The 12,838-nt window shown below is 60.4% G+C and carries 8 protein-coding genes and 1 pseudogene; 5 read left to right on the top strand and 4 right to left on the bottom strand.

Annotated features, from left to right (window positions below; all coding sequences use genetic code 11):
* Window positions 1–2,130: type VI secretion system ATPase TssH (gene tssH, locus EN879_RS08490; protein WP_127274007.1), on the top strand; the 2,130-nt coding region annotated here is incomplete at its 5' end.
* 427 nt (window positions 2,131–2,557) lie between these two features.
* Entirely contained in the window at window positions 2,558–2,809 is a 252-nt protein-coding gene (locus EN879_RS38915) for a hypothetical protein (protein ID WP_164753874.1), read from the top strand.
* Between the two features lie 486 nt (window positions 2,810–3,295).
* Here EN879_RS38915 and EN879_RS08470 read toward each other — a convergent pair.
* Window positions 3,296–3,478, bottom strand: a pseudogene (locus EN879_RS08470) (helix-turn-helix domain-containing protein); the annotation flags it as partial.
* Between the two features lie 457 nt (window positions 3,479–3,935).
* Here EN879_RS08470 and EN879_RS08465 point away from each other — a divergent pair.
* Together EN879_RS08465 and EN879_RS08460 are read left to right on the top strand one after the other, a co-directional pair.
* Window positions 3,936–4,136 carry a hypothetical protein gene (locus EN879_RS08465; protein ID WP_013525315.1) on the top strand — a complete coding sequence of 67 codons (201 nt, stop codon included), beginning with the start codon at window positions 3,936–3,938 and terminating at the stop codon, window positions 4,134–4,136.
* Window positions 4,137–4,621: 485 nt separating this feature from the next.
* On the top strand, window positions 4,622–7,177 hold the full coding sequence (locus EN879_RS08460) for an EAL domain-containing protein (RefSeq protein WP_063170869.1): 2,556 nt from the start codon (window positions 4,622–4,624) through the stop codon (window positions 7,175–7,177).
* 261 nt (window positions 7,178–7,438) lie between these two features.
* Here the strand turns inward: EN879_RS08460 and EN879_RS08455 are convergent, their stop codons facing one another.
* Entirely contained in the window at window positions 7,439–7,645 is a 207-nt protein-coding gene (locus EN879_RS08455) for a hypothetical protein (RefSeq protein ID WP_245265372.1), read from the bottom strand.
* A 236-nt stretch (window positions 7,646–7,881) separates the two neighbouring features.
* On the opposite strand from EN879_RS08455, the gene EN879_RS08450 reads away from it, so the two are divergent.
* Entirely contained in the window at window positions 7,882–10,095 is a 2,214-nt protein-coding gene (locus tag EN879_RS08450; RefSeq protein WP_063170588.1) for an EAL domain-containing protein, read from the top strand.
* 202 nt (window positions 10,096–10,297) lie between these two features.
* On the opposite strand, the gene EN879_RS08445 is transcribed toward EN879_RS08450, so the two are convergent.
* Together EN879_RS08445 and EN879_RS08440 are read right to left on the bottom strand one after the other, a co-directional pair.
* Window positions 10,298–12,193, bottom strand: coding sequence for a hypothetical protein (locus tag EN879_RS08445; RefSeq protein ID WP_245493807.1), 1,896 nt, complete (start codon window positions 12,191–12,193; stop codon window positions 10,298–10,300).
* Between the two features lie 80 nt (window positions 12,194–12,273).
* A partial coding sequence (locus tag EN879_RS08440; RefSeq protein WP_127274005.1) for a TOBE domain-containing protein occupies window positions 12,274–12,838 on the bottom strand: 565 nt, incomplete at its 5' end.

The following is a 12,838-nucleotide window of genomic DNA, read 5'->3' as shown; positions in this document are numbered from 1 at the left end:
CCGGAGATCCGGCAGATAGTCGACATCCTGATGCGGCGTCGGCAAAACAACCCGATCCTGACCGGCGAGGCCGGGGTCGGCAAGACGGCGGTCGTTGAGGGCTTTGCCTTGCGTATCGCTCAGGGCGATGTGCCGCCCACGCTGCAAGGCGTCAGCGTGCGCATGCTCGATGTCGGATTGATGCAGGCGGGCGCCAGCGTGAAGGGCGAATTCGAAAAACGGCTGAAGGCTGTGATCGACGAGGTTCAATCGTCCGAAACGCCGGTCATCCTGTTCATCGACGAGGCCCACACCTTGATTGGCGCCGGCGGTGCTGCCGGAACTGGTGATGCCGCCAATCTCTTGAAGCCGGCGCTGGCACGGGGCGAACTTCGCACCATCGCCGCAACGACCTGGGCCGAATATAAGCAGCACATCGAGAAAGACCCGGCGCTGACCCGCCGTTTCCAGGTGGTCAAGATTGACGAGCCGTCTGAGGCGGTGGCCGTTCTGATGTTGCGCGGTGTGGCAGGGGTTCTGGAGCAGCACCACAAGGTGCAGATACTCGACGAGGCGATCGAGGCAGCAGTCGGCCTGTCGCATCGCTACATCCCGGCACGGCAACTGCCTGACAAGGCGGTGAGCCTCCTCGACACCGCCTGCGCCCGTGTCGCCATATCGCAGCATGCTACGCCAGCCGAGGTCGAGGACATCATGCGCCGCCGCCAGGCTCTGGAGGTCGAGCGCGGCATCATCGGGCGCGAGGCCGCGATCGGCATCGAGGTGGCTGAACGGCAGGCGCGCGTCGACACCGGGCTTGCCGAAAGTGAGATCACCCTGGCTGCGGCGCAGCAGCGTTGGGATCGTGAAAAGGTGCTCGTCGCCGAGATACTCGAACTGCGCGCCAGGCTGCGCGGCGAGGGTGTGGCGCTCGATGCGGCCACCGTTGGGGCCGATGCCGAACCGGCAGCGGCGAACGCAGAAAAGACCAAGGTAGCGGAGTCGTCAGAGACTGAGCCGCCCAAGGCCGCCCAGACGGACGCGGAGACACAGGCCGCTGCCGATCCTGCCGCCGATCTCGCCCGATTGCGCGCACTGATGGCCGAATTGGCAGCGGCACAAGGCGAGACACCGCTGATTCTGCCCTCGGTTGACCGCAATGCAGTGGCCGCCGTGGTCCAGGACTGGACCGGGATCCCGACCGGACGGATGCTGTCCAGCCAGACCGAAAAGGCGCTCAAGCTCGCCGCCACGCTTTCGGAACGGGTTGTGGGGCAAGATCACGCCATGGAGATGATCGCCAAACGCGTGCAGACCAGCCGCGCCGGGCTTGGCGCGCCTGAAAAGCCGGTCGGGGTCTTCCTGCTTTGCGGCCCCTCGGGCGTCGGCAAGACCGAAACGGCATTGGCGCTGGCCGAAACGCTTTACGGTGGCGAGCAGAACCTGATCTCCATCAACATGTCCGAGTTCCAGGAGGCGCACACCGTCTCGACACTGAAGGGCGCACCGCCCGGCTATGTCGGCTACGGCAAGGGCGGCATTCTGACCGAAGCGGTGCGCAGAAAACCCTATTCGGTGATCCTGCTCGACGAGGTCGAGAAGGCGCATCCCGACGTCCACGAAATCTTCTTCCAGGTCTTCGACAAGGGCATGATGGACGACAGCGAGGGCCGCCGGATCGATTTCAAGAACACCCTGATCCTGCTCACCTCGAATGTCGGCTCCGAAGTTATCATGGACCGCACAAGGAATGGCACGCTGCGGACCGGGCTCGACGATCTGGATACCGCCTTGCGCAGCCCATTGCTGAAGGTCTTCCCGGCTGCCTTCCTTGGCCGGGTGGTGACCATTCCTTACTATCCGCTCTCTGATTCGATGATCGAAGCGATCACTGGCCACCAGTTCGCCAAGATCGCTCGCCGGTTGCGGGCAACCAACGATGCGGAACTGGTGATCGGCGACGGTGTCATGGATCTGGTCAAGGCCCGCACCGAGATCGAATCCGGCGGGCGGATGATCGATGCCATCCTGACCAACACGCTGCTGCCGGAACTGAGCCGCGGCGTGCTTAACCGGTCGCTCGAGGGCGAAAAGATGACCAAAGTCACCGTCGGCGCCTCCAAGGAAGGTTTCACTTATTCCTTCGAGTAGGTTCTGATCGTGTAGAACCTCGTCGCCCTCGGCTGCCGGCCCGCTATTCGCGATCCCCCGTGGCGCCGCAATTCGAGAGGTGGCGGTCTTGCCCGTGCGCGAGAACGACGTGCGCAGCCGGTAGCGGATCGTCCACGACAGCACCGGCCCGCCGGTAGCATCGACGATCGTCCATCTATTGAAGGTTACCGACTGTCCCGCGCATTTCCAGCTGCGGGGACGCCTGGGCTTGAAAGAAGCTCACTGGCTTATCCGATGTCGCCCAGACGCAAATTCCGCAGGCAATCCCGAAGGAGATCAACAGGGCGGGCGAGATGGGTAAGCGGTGCAGGGATTGGCTGGGCCTCTTTGTTGCAGACCCGCCCAAAACCTCCTGCAACCGGATCGGTTCGACATAAAATATTTACCGTGTTGGCATGGTTTACGAATGGTTTCGCGGGCCATCCACCTCATGGCCGCTTTGGCTTTGGCCGGACCGGTTAAGGTTGAGCCGGATGATTTGACCGGCTGCGAAACTCCTCGCAAATTCCTCGTTGTCGAAAAGCTGTTGGGTGGTCACGCCATCCTCGATGATCTGCACCGCCCATTGGCCGTCTATGTGTTCTACCCGAACACCGTCCTTCTGATCGTCGCCCACGCCCGCACTCCCACACAACGATGTGGGAAAAAAACCATGTGATCGGCAATCCAGCAAGTCACAAAACCGTACGAATCCGGCCGCTGGTTAACTTTGTAAAAGCGTCGAAATTTTCGCAAATGCCCGCACCCGCAGGAAACCAATTTTGGAAGGCCCGTAGCTCACACGGCCGCAGCCCGATCATCATCGATCCAGAGAAGCTGTGGACGGCATGTTGCGAGTACTCGAATGGGTCGACGCGCACCCGCTCTATGAGGCCAAGCCCTTTGCGTATCAGGGCGAGGTGAAGATAGAGAACGTGGCGAAGATGCGCGCCATGACGATTTCACCAGCCAGGTCGAGGAAATCATCCGCACCCAGAAGTTCGAATCGGAACTCACCGGCAAAGACGGCGAACCGTTGCCGCTGGTCCCCGTGGTCAATGTCACAGTCCGCAGTTCTTGACCTGGAGCTGCATCCCAAGCAGGGGATAGCATACAACACCGAAGCGACCGAAACGCTGTATGGTGGCGCGGCCGGCGGCGGCGGCTCCTCATCATGGCGCCGATTGCTCGGTCGGCCGCGCTCCTTCGACACCAGCCCGCCGGCGCCGTCCTGGTCATAGGCTTGCAACAGCCGGTGAACCTGACTGCGGCTGAGATGAAGAAGCTTCGCCGCCTGGACGCTCAGCCGCCGGTCGCGGATCTTCTGGATGGCTTCAAGACGATGCAGCTCTTTTTTGCGACAAGGTGATCAAAGGCATGCCGGCTCCGCAATACGCCCGGTCTCACGCCAGGCAGTGTGAAGTCGTCAGCCTTCCTTTCCAGCTTCGAGTTGGCCAGAGCATGAGCTGTGAAAGTCGGGGACTGTCGCATCTCTAAATTGCTCAAGTGTCGCATCTCTATATAACTGCTACATCCAGAAGTCGCATAACATACATTATGGAACATTAAATTATGATTTGAAATCAATGGGTTGGAAAAATTTATCGGCTGTTAGCCACCCGCTCCATCATGCTTTCGCCGCACAAGAAAAGCAAAATGCGTTTCATCGTTGGGCCACCTGGGCCCCTTTTGTTGCGAATAGCTGCTTTGTGCCGCGAGGACCTTGGGAAGCTATTTCCTTTCGAAAACAGATTTTTCCTTTCGGGTAGAGGTTGGGATATGATTGCGCGACAGGAGTGCGATCTATGCAGAGTTTCACCGTCGAGCTGATACGCGACGGCAAAGCTGTGGAACGTGCCGAGGTTCAGGCCGAAAATGTTGTTGAAGCTGCGAAGACGTGGGGACCAGTAACCATCCCGTACGCCGAAGAGCCTGACATCGGCGAATGGATCAGGGTAACGCACCCTTGCGGCAGCACGACAAGTTGGTTCGAGCCGGATCGTTAAGCGCGGCCAATTTAGAGCTCACTGGCCAGGATGCGTCAGGGCTGTGAGTAAGAGCCGTGACGAACGTCACGGCGTCGGGATCATAGCAGAAGATGGACGGATGACCCGGTGCGAACCAGCGATGACAGCATCTTCCTGATGTCGATCTCTCCCCTCCCCTCTCCCCTCTCCTCTCCCAGGCTGTCCGTCCGCTTTCCCTACCCTTCTTCCGCCCGAGCAGGACGACCCTGCTGTTCGGCGCAGCAGGACTGGCCGGCACAGGCCCAACGGTACTACGCGCAGCGCCCAAGCGCAGCCTTTCGAAACTTGGTGGCACAGACCAGAAGCTTTTATGCAGATTGGAAGTCCAAATTTAAACAGTTCATCCTACGTTGGCCGATGGGCTTTTTGTCAAGGAAACGCAATTGAGCCGGTCGGGCAGAACGGATTTTGACTTTGATGGTGCAAGAAAGGCGGTTTTTTCGACCGCCAACTTGCCGGCGGCAATTGCGTTGGCCGTGCTTGTGATCTGCGCGGTCCTTGCGGACTTGCAGAACACGAAAGTGTCCGATCAACTCGCGCGCGCCGAAGTCCAGGCCAAGGTCAACATCATAAGGGCCAAGCTCGAAGGCAATGTAAACGGTAATCTCCAGCTTGTTCAGGGCCTCGTCTCGGCCATAGTTACAGAGCCGTACATGGGACAGCAGAGATTTGCGTCCCTGGCAAGCAACCTGTTCCGACAGAGATCGCAACTGCGCAACATCGCCGGTGCGCCCGATCTCGTCATCTCGCTGATGTACCCGATGGAAGGCAACCAGAAGGCGATCGGGCTCGATTACCGCAAGAGCGAGGCGCAACGGACGGCGGCGCTTCGCGCGCGAGACCTCGGCGTTCTTGTGTTGGCAGGCCCCGTCGACCTGGCCCAGGGAGGGCGGGGCTTTGTCGGGCGCATTCCCGTCTTTGTGCCGACGGCGGGCGGCGGCAGCCGATTCTGGGGCATCCTCTCCGCTGTCATCGATGTCGATCAGCTTTACGCGGCGAGCGGCTTGAATGACCCCGGGATTGATATTGATGTCGCCCTGACGGGGACCGACGCGCTTGGCGGTGGCGGCAAAAAATTCTTCGGGGGAGACAATGTCCTCGCCGGCAAGCCGGTGTCGGCCGATGTGCAACTGCCTTCGGGCTCCTGGCTGATTTCGGCTATACCGAAGGGAGGCTGGCCGGCCATTCCGAACAATGCGTGGATGTTGCGGGGGCTCATAGCCTTTGCCGGCGCGCTGGTGGTGCTGCCGATCCTGGTGGCCGGGCGACTGTTCGGCGAACGACAGAAAAACTATGCCGAGCTCAGACGTCTGTCTGGCCGCCTTGAGTTGGCCCTGGAAGCTTCTGGAATTGGCGTGTGGGAGCACGACCTGGCCACAAAAGAACTGCTATGGGACGACCGCGTCAACCAGATCTACGGCAAGCCAGCCGATGGCAAACCGCGCGGTTATGAAGACTGGGCGATGGCCATTCATCCCGAAGATTTTGACAGGACGCGCCAGGAGTTCGACGCGGCCGCCGAGAGGGAGGGACCGTATTCTTCGCAATATCGAGTCCTGCTAGCGGACGGTACCACGCGCCACGTGCGCACGCGCGCAGCCTTCTTCCAGGACATCGGCGGCACGCCGAAGATGATCGGCGCCGAGTGGGACGTCACCAGCGACGTGCTGCTCAATGAGACGCTCATTCGAGAGCGCCAGCTGTCGGAATCGAAAAATGCCGAACTCAAGGTCGCAAAGGCGCATGTAGAGCATGTTGCGCTGCACGACCCGCTGACCGGCCTGCCCAACCGCCGCTATCTCGATGAGTTGCTTGCCGAAAAAAGCGCAACGGGGACCCGCACAGCGCTGCTGCATCTGGACCTCGACCGCTTCAAGCAGATCAACGATACACTCGGCCACGCAGCCGGTGACGCCATGCTGGTGCACGCCTCCAAGGTCATCAAGGTCAACACGGGTCCCGGTGATTTTGTTGCACGCATCGGCGGTGACGAGTTCGTCGTGGTGAGCCATGGACGTGATGACAAGCAACTTTCCGCGCTCGGCGACCGCATCATCACGCAGATGCGCCGACCGGTCGATTTTCAGGGCAACCCGTGCCGGTTCGGGGTGAGCATCGGAATTGCCGCCGGAACCGACGCCAAGCAACTGCTCGTCAACGCCGACCTCGCTCTTTACCGGGCGAAAGGAAGCGGTCGCAACCGACACGAATTCTTTGACGAAGTGCTGCAAAGCGAGATCGTGCGGACCAAGCAAATTGCCGACGAAATCCTGGGCGGGTTGGAGCGCGCCGAATTCACAACATACTATCAGCCGCAGTTCGACGCCAGGACACTTGAGATCGTCGGGGTCGAGGCGTTGTCGCGTTGGAAGCATCCCGAACGCGGCATCCTGGCCCCACAAAGCTATCTCAAAGTGGCCGAAGAACTCAACGTCGTGGCAATCATCGATCGCGCTGTCCTGGAACAGGCGCTTGAGAATTTCGAGCAATGGTCGAACAGCGGTCTCAAGATCCCGCACGTCTCGGTCAATGTCTCCGCCAAGCGGTTGGAGGACAAGGATCTGATCGATGGCTTGCGCAAGCTTGCCATCAGGAAGGGCACGGTGTCGTTTGAGCTGGTTGAGTCCATCTTCCTCGATGAGAATGACGACCTGGTCACCTGGAACCTGGAGCACATTAAGGAACTCGGCATCGACATCGAAATCGATGACTTCGGCACCGGCCATGCCTCGATCGTGTCCCTGCTCAAGCTGCAGCCCCGCCGGCTCAAGATCGACCGCCAACTGATCACGCCCGTCACCCAGTCGATCCCGCAGCGTCAGCTGGTCTCGTCGATCATTGAGATCGGCAAATCGCTCGGCATCGAAGTCATTGCCGAGGGTGTCGAGACGAATGATCACGCGCGCATCCTGAAGGAGCTTGGTTGCGATATTCTGCAGGGCTATGTTTTTGGCCGCCCAATGGACGCCAAGGCCTTCACGGCGTTTGCCCAATCGCGCAAATGGTTGGCCGTGGGGTAAGGTCATGCCTCGCGCGGTAAGGCAGGCAGGCCGAGCGGTTCAACCGGCGCCCAGTCGCGAATTGGCTCGAGCACACTGCACTTGCATCGGCAAACCCACCGCCACCCTTGTCCCCAAAGTGCCCGACCGGCTCTGCGTGCCGGTGAAGTGACCGAAAGCAAATTTCTCGTCAGGTCTTTCAGATCTCATGATCCGACGGTCCGGTGGCGCGGCATGGGCTGTTAGCTCCAGACAGCTGAAGATAGCCAAAAGCGTCCGGCGTTATGGGCGAAGGAGCGCGGCACCAAATTGCGCCCACAATCGATCGCAGTCATTTGCCCTGAGGCTTGGCGTTCCCGGTTCGCCGTAGAAGACCATCGCCGAACGGACATCGTAACCGAGCACCGAGGCATTGGCCACGAACTGAATTGCCATTCCCAAATTCATCGCGTTGATCCTTACCTCGGCTTTAGTGCTGAGATCGACCACGCCGAAAATTTCCGCACCCCCACTTCTGCCGGCCATAACCGTCGTCGAGAGCGCGTTCCCCAAAGCGAGTAGCATTCGTGTTCAGTCCCCGCAAAGGCCGCTCTCGAACGCGCGCGCGGCGAATTTGTTCCTTGGCAGTTCAACGCCGGGTTATCGAACTGGCCTTTTCAAACGTGCAGCTTGCCTGATGCCGCGCCTTTAACGGTCCAGCAGTTTTCTTAGCGTAAAGCAGCCTCATGACGCTGCTCCGGCATTTCGGCGAACCAACACGTCGCCTTTTTTTCAAGCGAACGGCTTTGCCCATCATTGTCGTGACGCTGCTTGTTGCGACCCTCACCACAGGCCTTTTGCTGTGGTCGGCGACCCAGTCCGATGGTGTTGCCGTGTCGCGGCAGAAAAGCTTGGTCGCCTTGATCATATCCAAGCTGGAGAGCGGAATAGCCCACGATCAGGAGAGCGTCACCGTCTGGGACGACGCGGTCAGCGCCCTGCGGAGCCAGGATGCCAAATGGGTCGACACCAATCTCGGCACCTGGATGCACACGTATTTCGGCCACGATGAGGTCTACATTCTCGATCCGAAGGACGCGCCAGTCTACGCATTCGCCGATGGATCGGCGGTGGACCCGGCGAGCTATCAATCCATACGCCCGACCACTGCGCCTCTCGTGGAGAACCTCAGGGCGAGGCTGAAACAGGGGGACACCGACGGCGTCACCGAGCAGGTGCTCACGATAGGTGCTTCCGACATGGTCGTCATCTCCGGCCATCCTGCCATTGTCAGCATCAAGCCAGTCGTTTCCGACAGCGGCCACATTGCACAAGTACCAGGTCAGGAATTCCTACACGTTGCCGTTCGCTATCTGGACGGCAGTCTGCTTGCCTCCTTGCGCCAAGACTATCTGCTCGACGACGCACACTTCTCCTGGTCAAACATGCTTAGCTCTGAAGAGGCGTCCTATCCCCTCGTCGGTCGCTCTGGTTCGACTGTCGGCTTCTTTGTGTGGCAGCCATATCGGCCCGGGGCGTTTGTCCTTTTTCAACTGGTGCCAATACTCGTGGCGGTGTTCGGACTGGTACTTGGCGGAATTATTGTAGCTCTGGCCGCTTTGCGCCGGCGGACTTTGAGGCTGATTGAGACCGAGAATCACATCTATCACCTGGCCCACTACGACCTGCTTACAGGGCTGCACAGTCGCGGCCATTTCAACAGTCGTTTGGCTGATGCGCTGACACTGCTGCCCGCGACGGGCGAGCAGCTCGCGATCCTCTATCTTGACCTCGACCGGTTCAAGCAGGTCAATGACAGCTTTGGCCACCCTGCCGGTGACGAGTTGCTCAGGGAGTTCGCAGACCGGCTGAGGCGGCTGACCGTGGAGGTTGACACGGTGGCGCGCCTGGGCGGTGACGAATTCATTATCATCCAGCGCGCGGTCGCAGGCGAGAATGAGGTCAAAACATTGTGCGAGCACTTGATCGAGTCCGCGCGCCGGCCGTTCGAGGTCGCCGGAGTTCAGGTTTTTGTCGGGGTGAGCGTCGGCGTAGCTCTTGCTCCCAGGGACGGGGTGGACCAGGTCGAGTTGGTGCGGAAAGCCGACCTCGCCCTGTATCACGCCAAAGCCGGCGGTCGCAGCGGCTATGCTCTGTTTGAACCCGAGATGGACCAGACGCTGGCAAAGCGTAAGGGTCTCGAACAGGACCTGCGCAAGGCGCTGCAAACGCCCGGCCACATCCGGGTGCATTATCAGCCGCTTTACACCGCCGACACCAACAGGATGACGGGCGTCGAAGCCCTCGCGCGCTGGTCGCACGCAGAGCGTGGTTGGGTCGCCCCTGACTTGTTCGTACCATTGGCAGAGGAAACGGGGCTCATTGAAGTTCTAGGCGAGCTGGTTCTGCGCCAGGCCTGCCTTGACGCGGTGCATTGGCCGATCGAGACCCTGGCAGTGAACGTATCGGGGTTGCAGCTGAACAATCCGAGCTTTGCCATGAAAGTGACGAGCATCTTGTTGGAAACGCAAATGGATCCACGGCGGCTCGAGCTGGAGGTTACGGAAAGCACGCTCTCCGAGCGCCCCACCGAATGCCAGCAGAACATGGCAGCGTTGCGCAGTGTCGGGGTGCGCTTTGCGCTTGACGATTTCGGTACGGGATTTTCCTCATTGGGCCGACTGCAGAGCCTGGAAGTGGACAGGATCAAGATCGACCGAAGCTTCGTGCAGGGCTTTGGCGGCTCGAACGGTGACGAGGCCATCGTTCAGGCGATTATCGACCTGGCTCGCGTGACTGGCCTCAGCACCACAGCGGAAGGGGTCGAGACCGAGAGCCAGTGCAATTATCTGCGCAAGCTCGGCTGCGACCAGCTACAAGGCTTTTTGCTTTCAAGACCGGTGCCAAAAGAGGACCTTCAGGAACTCCTCGACGGCGGATCAAGGCGGGCGACCGCATGAGAATGCGTCTATGTGATTCCCGACGGTCGACGATGCCGCACGCGGATGCAAGCAGCGAATCTTGGGGGCCTGGGACAAGGTGCGTCGACACTCCCCTGGCCAGTGACGCCTGACGATCTGTGTCACCCGCTTCGGGCCAGAGCGATTGATGCGGCTGCGCATGACGCTGGGCTCAACTCTCAACCTCAGCGCACATCGGGCTCTAGGTCGAAAATGGTAGGTCGAGATCAACTCGCGCGACGGCGTAAGCGTCAAGCGAGATGAATTGGTCATCCAGCGGTCTTGCGGTACTTTCCATGAAGTTGGGAACGGTTGCCGCCCGTTCGAACTGCTCGTCGCCAAGAAGAGCTATACGGGCACTGCTCGGCGCATCCGGAAGTTTCACAGATTGCGCCTTGGAGGTGAGGTTGGCGACCCACAGTGTCACGCGCCAATCTTTTTCAGCTGCGATCGTCGCAATGGCGTCAGCGCCGGAAGTTCCTACGGACAGCAGGGTGGCTCCGCCGAGCCTTGAGAGACCCGCCATGACATGGAAAGCGGGATAGACCGTTCGGCCGTCCTGCTGGTCATACCATGGCTGGACGAAATCAGCCTTCCTGTGGATATGGCCAAAGGGGCCGGTGAAGTCCCCTACCGCGACGGCCTCGACCCCTTCGCGAGCGCAGGCCGCGAAATAGCCGAGCGTCCATGCCGCATTGAACAGCCCGCGCTGCCGCGGATCGATGCGGCTCAGACATATGCGGGCGTTCGCTTTGTTCGGCGCGGTGCCCTTTCCGTAGGGGTTCTCGCGGCAGCCGAGCTGACTGGGACCTATGCGCAGCGGCACGCGGTCGCCCGTGAAAGCATGTGCCGAGCGTATCTGATGAGGGATAGCCTGAAGCGTTTCCATCACCGAAATATCATCCGCCGCGTGCACGCTTGGACAGGTGGTGAAGGTCACGTAGTCGAGCGCTTCGGCTGGCGGACGCTTGCGATTGAGTTCGGTGAAGTAAGCGGCCATGCCTCCGCCCAGCCCGATCCCCGGGAAAGCCCGGCGAGCGGCGGAGTAGCATTCGGGGAAGCTGGGCATGACCGGCCGCGGTGCTCCCGGCTGAACGGATTTCATGTCCTGCGCCGGAAAGACGGAGACAGCTTCCAGTTTGAGGCCGATTGTATGGACCGCATCAGCGACGGGCGCCAATTCGCCGAATGGGTCGAGCGTGCCCTTGGTGATGATCTCGAGGACCACGCCTGCGCCGGTCAGCCGTGCAAGCGCGGCGTAGCTTTCGAGTTCATCATGGCCGTGTCCGAATCGGAGATCGACTTGGCAGACCATCCACTGCGGAGCCATTCGTCGTAGAAGCTCGGGGGATACAAGCGCGTGCCTTGCCTCGTCGCCAGCGACGCCGACGCCAACGCGAGGCACTTGGCCGACGGGTCTGCCGATCGTCAGGTTGATGAGTGGATTGCGGTTTTCAGACGCCCCGGCACGAAGCGTTCCTGACACGTGTAGCCGGACGACCTGGGTGAATTTCTGGCCCTTGGGCAGTCGGTAAGGCCACGGGCGACGCAGAGGGCGGACATAGGTTTTATAGGAAGCGTCAGACCAATTGCGTTGATCCTCCATCTCGAAGGCATCACCGTCCATGGTGCATGTGGCCCAGATCCCAGGCGCGATCTCATGCGACAACGCCCGGATATCGGTGAACGGACATTTAGGGTCGATGTGGTCCGGAAAGAGCGATAGCTCATCATGACCATCCTCATGCAGCACCTTTACCGGCTTGCCCGCCAAGGCTTCGATCGGATGAAGGACGATGAAGCCGGTCCGATTCGTCAAAAGGTCAGTCTCGGGCTCTGCCTCGGCCGCAAAAGCCAGCGCACCATCACTACTGCCCGAGATCCGTACCTGATAAACCAGGCGACCGGATGTTGCGGAACATGTTGCACGGTATGCGACGCTGAACACATCCAGCCTTTCATCGATGTGGAGATCATCGAGAACGGCTGTAGCGGTTCCCCAATTTTCGTCCCGCACAAGGAACGAGATTCCGCGCAGAATCTCAATTCCGTCAAGGCGGATGTAGCGTAACGCCCCATTGTCGAAGTCGACCGACAACGGTCCCGCGCGAAGTGTGCGCAAGGGTGGCTCGACCTGTTCGGTTCCACACAAGCGGATGGCTCGAGATGCTGCCAAGGTCAAATTGCTTGCTCCGTCGCAGCGTCAAAAATCGACGCCCGGTTCATGTTGATGTCGATCGGCAGTCTCTCGCCGGGACGGCTGACGTCGTGCGCCTGAAGCTCCGCCACCACTGGCGCGCCGGCAAGGCGGAAGGTCGCATAGCTGCGCGAGCCAGTCGGCTGCAGCAGGTCGATGGTTGCATCATAGCGCAGCGTGCCCGGCTCGGGGGTAGCAGCGTGTGCGCGTGTCAGATGTTCCGGGCGCAGCCCGAGCAGCACCGACTGCCCATCTATAGCGCCATTTAGAGTCCGCCCGGGGGCGATCGGCAGCAGACCATCGGCCAGCCGGATGGCGGCGGCGCTCCCGTCCAAAGCCAGCGTGCCCGGCAGGAAGCTCATGCGTGGGGAACCGAGAAAGCCCGCGACGAAGATCGAGGCGGGGCGCTCGAACAGTTCGAGTGGCGCGCCCTGCTGCTCGATCAACCCGTCGCGCATCAGCACGATGCGGTCAGCCAGTGTCATCGCCTCGATCTGGTCATGGGTGACGTAGATCATCGTCGTGGCGATGTCCTGGTGAAGGCGC

This window comes from Mesorhizobium sp. M7A.F.Ca.AU.002.02.1.1 (assembly GCF_003998535.1).
GTDB lineage: Bacteria > Pseudomonadota > Alphaproteobacteria > Rhizobiales > Rhizobiaceae > Mesorhizobium > Mesorhizobium ciceri.
The sequence above is the reverse complement of the archived record's forward strand: the minus strand, read 5'-3'. Positions and strand labels throughout refer to the sequence as shown.

Excerpts from the sequence above, each read along its gene's own strand:
- EN879_RS38915 (WP_164753874.1), top strand. The coding sequence starts at position 2,558 with ATGGTTTCGCGGGCCATCCACCTCATGGCCGCTTTGGCTTTGGCCGGA.
- EN879_RS08465 (WP_013525315.1), top strand. The coding sequence starts at position 3,936 with ATGCAGAGTTTCACCGTCGAGCTGATACGCGACGGCAAAGCTGTGGAA.
- EN879_RS08450 (WP_063170588.1), top strand. The coding sequence starts at position 7,882 with ATGACGCTGCTCCGGCATTTCGGCGAACCAACACGTCGCCTTTTTTTC.